We start from the raw sequence: 8,779 nt of genomic DNA, 5'->3' as shown, positions 1-8,779 counted from the left end.
AGGGTACTCTACTTTTTCTATTTCGATAACTTTCTTTCCCATAGCAAAGAGATTATATTCAAATTTGCCAAAAATTCAAATTTTATTTATTCTCAACAATATCTTTTAGATTTGTAAATTCACTAATTTTTTTGACAGCTTCTGTTGCTAACTTATTGGTAACATGGGTGTACTTCATTGTTGTATTAAGTGAACTGTGTCCTAAAAGTTCTCCTATTGTGATGGGGCTTATGCCTGATTCAAGGGCAAGTGTCGCAAAGGTGTGTCTTAACTTATGAGGCGTTATCTTTTTTTGAATACCTGCTTCCTTTGCATATCGTTTTACCATAAGTTGAATTGTTAAAGGAGAAAATTTCTTTTGCCGTTTGCTTTCAAAAAGGTATTCTGAATAATGCCTCTCGTTTAGGTGTTGCCTAAGGATATTTGAAAGCTCAAGTGATATAGGAACAAATCTTTCTTTGTCTCCCTTTCCTTTAATTCTTACATAATTTTCATTGAGATTAACATCCTCAATCTTTATATTTATAAGTTCACCAACTCTTACTCCAGTATAAATTAGAAATGCTACAATTGTAAAATCTCTTTTATTCTTCTTTACGACCTCTAAGAATTTTTTAACCTCATCTTTTGTGAGAAATGTTGGCAATGTTTTCGAGGTCTTTGGTGGATCTAATGTTTCAAAATCAATGTGGAGTTCCTTTTTGATGAATTTTGCAAAACTTCTAAGAATTAGCGTTTGAGTTGCTCTTGTGTTTTTTGATATGTTTTTCTTTAAGAAATATTTTTGTATGGATTTTGTGTCAGGTATTTTGAATTCATTCAAGAAATCATTTATTATATATCGGTAGTTTTTAACCGTTAACGGTGAATAACCCTTTAACATCAGGTGCATTGAAAATTCATGAACAATTTTCTCCTTATTAAATTCTATTTCCATATTTTAAATTATACCAGAAAAATTTTTAAGGAACTTATTAAAAACTCTTTTTAATTCCTTGACTTAAATTATTAATGTGATATAAATAATTGTATTATGAAAGAATTTATTGGTATTGATTTAGGCGGAACAAAGATATTTGGCGTAAGAATAAATGATAATTTTGAAATACTATCAAGTAAGAGAGTCTTGACAGGTGATGTAAATAATCTTAAAGCGATAATTGAAAACCTTATAAGCGTTATTAATGAACTAAGAACAGAAAATACAAAAAGTGTAGGTTTTGGTGTTGCAGGTTTCATTGATTTTAAAAATGGTATTATTCACGGTTCTCCAAATATTCCTGCGCTAAAAGAAATAGATTTAAAAAGAATTATTAAGAAAGAAACAGGTTTGGATGCATTTGTCGATAATGATGCAAAAACTGGTGCACTTGCAGAACTATACGTGGGAAGTGGTAAAAATTTAAAAGATTTTTTGTTTATTGCTTTTGGTACTGGAATTGGTTCTGCAATAGTTACTAATGGTTTAATTGTGCGCGGTAAAGATAATCTTGCAGGCGAAATAGGACATATTACTCTTGATCCGAGAGGACCACTGTGTGGTTGCGGAAAATATGGATGCTTTGAAGCATTTGCATCAGGGCCTTCAATAAGAAGAATTTATCTTGAACGTGTTGGTAAAATTAAAAAAACGCCATTATTAGATAGCGTTAATTACGATTTTGATTTGGTAGATACTCCTCTAATTTTTCAATTCAAGGATACAGATCCTGTAGCAAAAGAAGTTCTCTATGAAACAGCAATGCATATTGGACATGGCCTTTCAATTGTTGTAAATCTTTTAAATCCAGAAAAGATAATAATCGGCGGTGGATTAGGCGAGTCTCTGAAGCTTATTTTTGAGGATATTATGGATAGCTTTTATAAGAATACCCTTAAAATTCCAGGCAAGAGTGTCCAGTTTGAATTTTCATCCTTGGGCAATATAGGTGTTGCCTTGGGCAGCGGAATTCTTGCTTCAATTAATATTTAGGAGGTCTTTATGAAAGATACTTTAGACGTTGTGCTACTTTTGGGATTACCTGCATCAGGTAAGTCTGAAATTAGAAAATTTATACGAAGTCTTGATGAAGAAACTCGTATAAGAGAGTTTCATCTTGGAAATGACATTCACATTGATGATTTCCCCTATGTCTTCTTTATGAGAAGAATTGATGAAGAACTTGAGAAGCTTGGCGAAAGAAGAATATTTTATGCATCAAACGAAAGCCCATTTACCGAAGGTAGAGACTGGCTTACTTTAACGGAACTTATAAATCTTGAATTTAAAGATATTGTTGAAAAAAGACAACACAACGAAGATTTTGCTTTTGCAACACTTACAAGAAGAATTGATGAAGCTTCAAAGAAATTTGGAATTCAAGAACGTCTTTCAACACTTTCCCAAAGTGTCTTTAATGCACTTTCCTCGAAATTATCAAAAGAGGCAAGGGATATAATCTCAAATATAAATAAAAGTGCAAAAAGTGATTTAGAAAATTCGACCTTTGTAATTGAGTTTGCTCGGGGTGGTGCTCTTAACTTGACTCCGCCACTTCCTTACCCTTATGGGTATGAACATACTTTAAATGCTCTTGATGAGATGATTCTTAAACTTGGAGTTATTCTTTATGTGTGGGTGACACCTGAGGAATCGAGGAGAAAGAATTTTGAAAGGGCAAATCCAAACGAACCTGGTTCAATTTTACATCATGGAGTTCCGCTTGAAGTAATGCTTAAGGAGTATGGTGTTGATGACATGGAGTATCTAAAAAGTATCTCAACTATGCAAGACCATATTTTCTTGGAAAAGAAAAATTTGTTTGTTCCAGTTTCTTTTTTTGATAATAGAAATGATAAAACAACATTTTTGCGAGATGATGAAAGTAAATGGGATAAAGAAAAGGTATCCATCATATTCAATGATTTGAAAGCTTGTTTTGATAAACTTTATACTTTAAAGAAAGGAGCATAAATATGGAGGATCTTATCATTAAAAAAAGACCGAGGAGATATTATCCTGAAGATTTTTCAGTCGAAAATAGAGAAAATTTTGAAAATGCTTTAAAAAACTTACTAAATGAACCCTTACAAAACAAAGAAGAATTACTCTATTTCCTGGAAAAATGGGGAGAATTATCTGATATTTTGGAAGAAACTTATGCATGGAAGTATATAAACATGACAAGATTTATGAATAAAAAGGAATATCAAGAAGATTTTAATAAGTTTTATTCTGAAGTTGTCAGCGTTGCTATGCAATACGAGTTTAAGCTTAAAAAGAAGTATTATGATTCTCCTGCAAGAAGAGAGTTTACAGAGCCTGAGTTTAAACACCTTGATACAATTATTTCGAATTCAATAGAAATTTTTAGAGAGGAAAATATACCTTTATTCGTTAAAGAACACGAAATTGCGAATAGGTACGGAGAGACAATAGCTAAATTAACTGTTAATTTTAGAGGGGAAGAGAAAACTTTTTCACAGATGAATGTTTTTTTGAAAGACCCTGACAGAGGAACAAGAGAAGAGGCATGGCAAAAGAAATATGAGGCACTTAGTAAGGTTTCAGCTGACCTCGTAAAGGTCTTTGATGAACTTAAGCAGATACGAGCGCTTCAAGCAAAGAATGCTGGTTTTAATAATTACAGAGATTACAAGCACGTTGAAAAAGGAAGATTTTCATATACTGTTCAAGATGTTCTCAATTTTCATGAAGTTGTAAAGAAAGTTGTTGTACCGTTCCTTAAGGAACGTAATGAAATAAAAAGACAAAAACTCGGTCTTGATTCATTACGTCCATGGGATACATCGATTGATGTTGATAACAGGGTTTTAAAGCCATTTCAAACAATAGATGAATTTGTTGAGAAGGCAATTAAAGTGTTGGGTCATGTGGATGATGAATTTGGATTAAATTTATTGAGAATGAAGGCTTCTAATTTCCTTGATCTTGAAAATAGAGTTGGTAAAGCACCCGGTGGTTATAATATGGGTCTTCCAGAGCACGGATCTTCTTTTATTTTTATGAATGCAGTAGGACTTAATTCCGATGTGAGGACTCTTTTGCACGAGTCAGGGCATTCTCTTCATAGCAAATATACGGCAGATATTCTTATACATCCATTCAAAGAGTATCCAATGGAAGTTGCAGAACTTGCCTCAATGAGTATGGAGATGTTTACTGTTGATTACTTATTTGAATACTACGACAAACCTGAGGATCTTAAGAAAGCTAAAAGAGAACAAATTGAAGGTGCTCTTGCATTTTTACCATGGTGCATTGCAGTTGATGGTTTCCAGCATTACGTTTACACTAATGATGCAGACGAAAAAGAACGTGAAGAATATTTTGTGAATTTAATGAGAGATCTTGCAGCAGGTGTTGATTGGTCAGGCCTTGAAGAAAGGTTAAAAATTTTGTGGATGCAGCAGCTACACATTTTTGAAGTGCCATTCTACTATATTGAGTATGGTTTTGCACAACTTGGGGCACTTGCGATGTATAAAAACTATAAAGAAAATAGAGAAAAGACAATTAAAAACTATAAGGAATTTTTGAGTTTAGGTTATAAAAGGCCAGTTCCCGAACTCTATAAAGCGGCAGGAATAGAATTCAAATTTAGTGAGGAATATGTAAAGGATCTTGTTGATTTTGTAAAAGAGGAGTTAAAGTTGCTTGATTAAAACCTCTTGACTTATTTTTAAAAATCATTATCCTATATAGGAATTGAATTTAAGAATTTACGGAGGTAAATAAATGCCTATATTAAAAGCGTCAAAAAAGTCAGTTAGAAAAGATGAAAAAAGAAGAGAAAGAAACGAATACTATAGAGTTGCTTTAAAAAGGGCACTTGACTTTGCAAAAAAGAGTGGATACGCCGAAGAAAAGGTAAGAGAGGCAATTAAGATTATTGACAAACTTGAGGCAAAAGGAATACTTCATGCTAATACAGCAGCCAGAAAAAAGTCAAGATTAATGGCAAAGTTTAATCAGGCAAAGAACCAAGAGGCAACCGCATAACTCAAGACACTCTTGATAGAATATAATTTCGTAAAGAAAGGGGAAGGTCAATTTCCCCTCTTTTTGATTTTACGTCAAACTCAACAAAGGCACTGTATTGTTTTAAGATGTTTTCAATGTTTGCTACTTCAAGGTTTTTTATGATTTCCTCAAGAGTCTTAGTTCTAAGATAAGTTCCAAAAATTGAAGCAATATATTCATTAATTGCCCTAAGATTTAGTCCTTCTTTATTTTTAAGATCGTTTACAATAAGGTAAATTGACAGAGTTTTCAATACTTGTGAAAGGATAAGATTTTCTTGTCCTTGGTCTTTTAGAAAGTGATCGAGCATTCTTAATACATCGTTTCTCCTCGAGAACATTATTGCGTTAACGAATTCAAAGATATCTTCTTCTCCTAATTCCTTTACAATTTCCGAAACGGTCTCTTTTCGTATTTCTTTTCTATCTCCAACATAAAAAGCAAGTTTTTTAATTTCTGTTGATAAAGCATAGAAATTTGTATCAAGCCTTCTTATCAATTCCTTTATTGCATCCTTTGTAATTGTTTTTCCATATTCTTTTGCTTTCTTTTCAATCCAAATTTCAATCTGATTAAGAGGAGCAGTATAGTCTTTTACAATAATGAAATTTCCTTTGGGTATGCTTACGTCTTTTTGATTTATAATGAGTATCACCTTTGTAAAATCTGGAATTGATGCGCTTGTGAGTTTCTGTAAGTTCTGTTTCGGGATTTGTTCCCCATCTTTTACAAGCACAAATTTTAAAGAAAAAAACGGGGGTGAAGTTATAACATTTATAAATTCTTGGTATGTCAAACTTCCCCCTGTTAGTTTTACAAAGTCAAGATTATTTGAATTATTTCCAAAAATTCTATCTACGTATTTTTTTACAATTTGATCTTTAAGATAATGGTCTTCTCCTAAAAGGATTATTAAAGACTCCTTTGGAAGTTCATTGTCAAGTTCTTTTAGAAGTTCAATTGCAGAAATTTCCCTCATGGATAAATTTTCTCAAGCATTCGTGGGAATGGTATTGTCTCTCTTACATGTGTGAGTTTTGCAATCCAAGCAAGAGTTCTTTCAAGTCCTATACCAAATCCACTGTGAGGGACTGTTCCGTATTTTCTCAAGTCAAGGTACCATTTATAGTTTTCAATTGGAAGATTATTCTCTTGCATTCTCTGTAAAAGTAAATCGTAATCGTGAATTCTTTGACTTCCGCCAATGATTTCACCATATCCTTCAGGTGCAAGTAGATCTGCTGCAAGAACTGTTTCTGGATCATCTGGGTCTGGTTGCATATAGAATGCCTTTATCTCTTTTGGGAAATGGTGTATGAATACAGGTTTATCAAATTCGTTTGATAGTGCAGTTTCTTCATCTCCGCCAAAGTCATCCCCAAATTTAACATTAAACCCCTTTTTGTTTAGTAGTTCAATTGCATCTCTGTAATGTAACCTTGGAAAAGGCGGCACTACTTTTTCAAGAGGTTTTGTGTCTCTTTCAATAATTTCTAATTCCGTTTTGCAGTTTTTCAAAACTTCTTGCACGACATATGAGAGCATATCTTCTTGAAGTTTGAGATTTTCTTCAAATGTTAAATACGCAACTTCTGGTTCAAGCATCCAAAATTCCATAAGATGTCTTCTTGTTTTTGATTTTTCTGCTCTAAATGCGGGACCAAAGCAATAAACCTTTCCAAATGCCATTGCTGCTGCTTCCATGTAAAGTTGACCGCTTTGCGAAAGGTATGCCTTTTCTCCGAAATAATCTGTTTCAAACAACGTCGTTGTACCTTCACATGCAGCTGGCGTTAAGATGGGTGCATCAATAAGCGTAAAACCTCTTGAGTCAAAAAAATCTCTAAGTGATTTTGCGATTCTATGCCTGATGCGTAAAATTGCCCATTGTCTTTTAGAGCGAAGCCATAGATGTCTGTGCTCCATTAGGAATCCAATGCCATGTTCTTTAGGTGTTATGGGATAATCCTGGGTAAGTTGTACAATTTCGAGTTCCTTTAGGTCGAGTTCATAACCAAAAGGTGCTCGTTTCTCTTCCCTTACCGTACCTCTTACTATAATTGAGGACTCTTGTGTAAGTCTCTTAGCTTTTTCAAAGGTCTCATCAGTTACATCGTTTTTTGAAACAACACATTGCATTATGCCAGTACCATCACGCACGAGTACGAAAACAATTTTTCCACTTGTACGCATGTTGTAAACCCAACCTTTTATCTCAACAAATTTTCCTACATTATCTTTAGCCTCATTAATATACATAGATTTTTTTATTCCTGGAAAATTTCCCAGGGCTGAGGTATTTTTTACCGCCTTTTAATCTTGCCCATCCTCAGCGGGCGGAATTTGGGCTATTAGTTTTTATTATACTCAAATTTCTTCAGTTTTTGATAAACACTTAGGACATTTTGGATAAGGTGGAATAAACTCAAGGATATTATCTCTAACAATCTCAAAGGTATCAAGATAGCTAGCTTTGTAAGTAAATTCGCTTAACTCTTCTATTGGACGTTCCTCTTTTTTATTCTCGACAAGAGTTTCTGGAATATAAGTTTCATCGACTTCAATTTTTAATTTCTCATCAAATTCTTCAAGACAAACTACACAAGTTAATCTAAGTGTTGCAAAAATCTCTCCTGTAACTCGAATTTCTCTTTGACCAAGATTTTCGAAGTTGAGATGCACTTTTACAGGTCCAATTATTTTTACTGGCATCTCAATGTCAGTAAAATCTATTTCCTCAATTATTTCTAGATTTCCTTCATCAATAATTCTATCTATTTGTAATTTCATTTGAAATTTCCTCCTTGCTTTCTTTTATTGTAGAAAGCGCCTTCTCAAGAACCCCTTCTATTTTTGAAAGTACATCGTTTGCAAATTGTAAGGCGTCTTTTTTAATGTGTTCTGCCTCTGCCTTTGCGTTATTGATTATCTCTTCTTTTTCTCTTTTTGCCTCTGCAATAATGTTAGATTCACTAACTTTCTTTTTGAATTCGACTTCCGCTTCTTTCAAGATACGCTCTTTTTCTTCATAAGCATCCTGCAGAATCATATCTCTTTGTTTGGTGATATTAACTGCTTGCTTTACCTCATCTGGGAGCATCGCCTCAATTCTTATAAGTATTCCTAAAATTTCGTCTCTATCTATTGTTATGTACTTAGAGAAGGGAACTTTTTTTGCATTTTCTACAATTTTTTTAAGGTTTTCTATTTCATCAATTATACTTTTACCCATAGATCATCTCCTTAATTTTTCGCTTAATCTCTTTTGTACTTCTTTTGGGACAAACTGTGATATATCGCCACCATTGAAGGCAATTTCCTTGATAAGGCTTGAACTTATAAAGGCCGTATGTGGTGCTGCTATTATAAAAATTGTTTCAATGCCTTTTAGCATTATTGTATTTGCTTCAAACATTTCTCTTTCATATTCAAAATCTTTGTTTGAGCGAAGCCCTCGCAATACTAAGTTTATTTTATGTTCCCTAAGGTAATCCACAAGTAATTTTTCGAGTTTGTCTACCTTTACGTTTGTGATGTCAGAAACACATCTTTTTACAATGTCGACTCTTTCTTCTAAAGAAAATAGTGTATTTTTTTCGTCTCTTTTTGCAACAAGCACAATGACTTCATCAAAAATTTTACTTGCTCTTTTAATTATTTCAAGATGCCCATTTGTAAGGGGATCAAATGTCCCTGGGTATACAACAACCTTCTTCATACTTTAAGTATAGATAAAAGAAAAAATCTTGCAAATTC

The 8,779-nt window shown here is 33.2% G+C and carries 10 protein-coding genes; 4 read left to right on the top strand and 6 right to left on the bottom strand.

All coding sequences use genetic code 11. From position 1 onward, the window contains the following. Window positions 1–82 precede the first annotated feature (82 nt). On the bottom strand, window positions 83–937 hold the full coding sequence (xerA, locus tag ACP5SP_RS01285) for a site-specific tyrosine recombinase/integron integrase (RefSeq protein WP_416084798.1): 855 nt from the start codon (window positions 935–937) through the stop codon (window positions 83–85). A 96-nt stretch (window positions 938–1,033) separates the two neighbouring features. Between xerA and ACP5SP_RS01280 the strand changes: the two genes are divergently transcribed. The 4 genes from ACP5SP_RS01280 to rpsT all read left to right on the top strand — a co-directional run bounded on the left by ACP5SP_RS01280 (window position 1,034) and on the right by rpsT (window position 5,002). Continuing rightward, a complete protein-coding gene (locus tag ACP5SP_RS01280; RefSeq protein WP_424586369.1) occupies window positions 1,034–1,972 on the top strand; it encodes an ROK family protein in 939 nt (312 codons plus the stop codon). Window positions 1,973–1,981: 9 nt separating this feature from the next. Then, a complete protein-coding gene (locus ACP5SP_RS01275; RefSeq protein WP_424586368.1) occupies window positions 1,982–2,953 on the top strand; it encodes a hypothetical protein in 972 nt (323 codons plus the stop codon). 2 nt (window positions 2,954–2,955) lie between these two features. After that, window positions 2,956–4,665 (top strand): M3 family oligoendopeptidase, encoded by a 1,710-nt coding sequence (locus ACP5SP_RS01270; protein WP_424586367.1) that lies wholly within the window; start codon window positions 2,956–2,958, stop codon window positions 4,663–4,665. Between the two features lie 73 nt (window positions 4,666–4,738). Next, entirely contained in the window at window positions 4,739–5,002 is a 264-nt protein-coding gene (gene rpsT, locus ACP5SP_RS01265; protein WP_416084794.1) for a 30S ribosomal protein S20, read from the top strand. Window position 5,003: 1 nt separating this feature from the next. On the opposite strand, the gene holA is transcribed toward rpsT, so the two are convergent. From holA to coaD, 5 genes are all read right to left on the bottom strand, one after another. Further along, a complete protein-coding gene (gene holA / locus ACP5SP_RS01260; RefSeq protein WP_416084793.1) occupies window positions 5,004–6,002 on the bottom strand; it encodes a DNA polymerase III subunit delta in 999 nt (332 codons plus the stop codon). Continuing rightward, the gene (gene asnS / locus ACP5SP_RS01255) at window positions 5,999–7,282 is read right to left on the bottom strand and encodes an asparagine--tRNA ligase (protein WP_416084792.1); all 1,284 of its coding nucleotides are present in this window, start codon (window positions 7,280–7,282) and stop codon (window positions 5,999–6,001) included. Before asnS ends, holA begins: the two co-directional genes overlap by 4 nt. 108 nt (window positions 7,283–7,390) lie before the next feature. Then, entirely contained in the window at window positions 7,391–7,813 is a 423-nt protein-coding gene (locus ACP5SP_RS01250) for a YceD family protein (RefSeq protein WP_416084791.1), read from the bottom strand. Continuing rightward, complete coding sequence (locus tag ACP5SP_RS01245) at window positions 7,794–8,255, bottom strand: hypothetical protein (protein WP_416084790.1); 462 nt, start codon at window positions 8,253–8,255, stop codon at window positions 7,794–7,796. The genes ACP5SP_RS01250 and ACP5SP_RS01245 overlap by 20 nt, the downstream gene beginning before the upstream one ends. Before the next feature lie 3 nt (window positions 8,256–8,258). Further along, window positions 8,259–8,741, bottom strand: a complete 483-nt coding sequence (coaD, locus tag ACP5SP_RS01240) for a pantetheine-phosphate adenylyltransferase (protein ID WP_416084789.1) — start codon at window positions 8,739–8,741, stop codon at window positions 8,259–8,261. Window positions 8,742–8,779: the final 38 nt, after the last annotated feature.

The sequence above is a fragment of the Caldisericum sp. genome, from assembly GCF_049967455.1.
GTDB lineage: Bacteria > Caldisericota > Caldisericia > Caldisericales > Caldisericaceae > Caldisericum > Caldisericum exile_A.
This window is presented reverse-complemented; position numbering and strand designations above follow the sequence as displayed.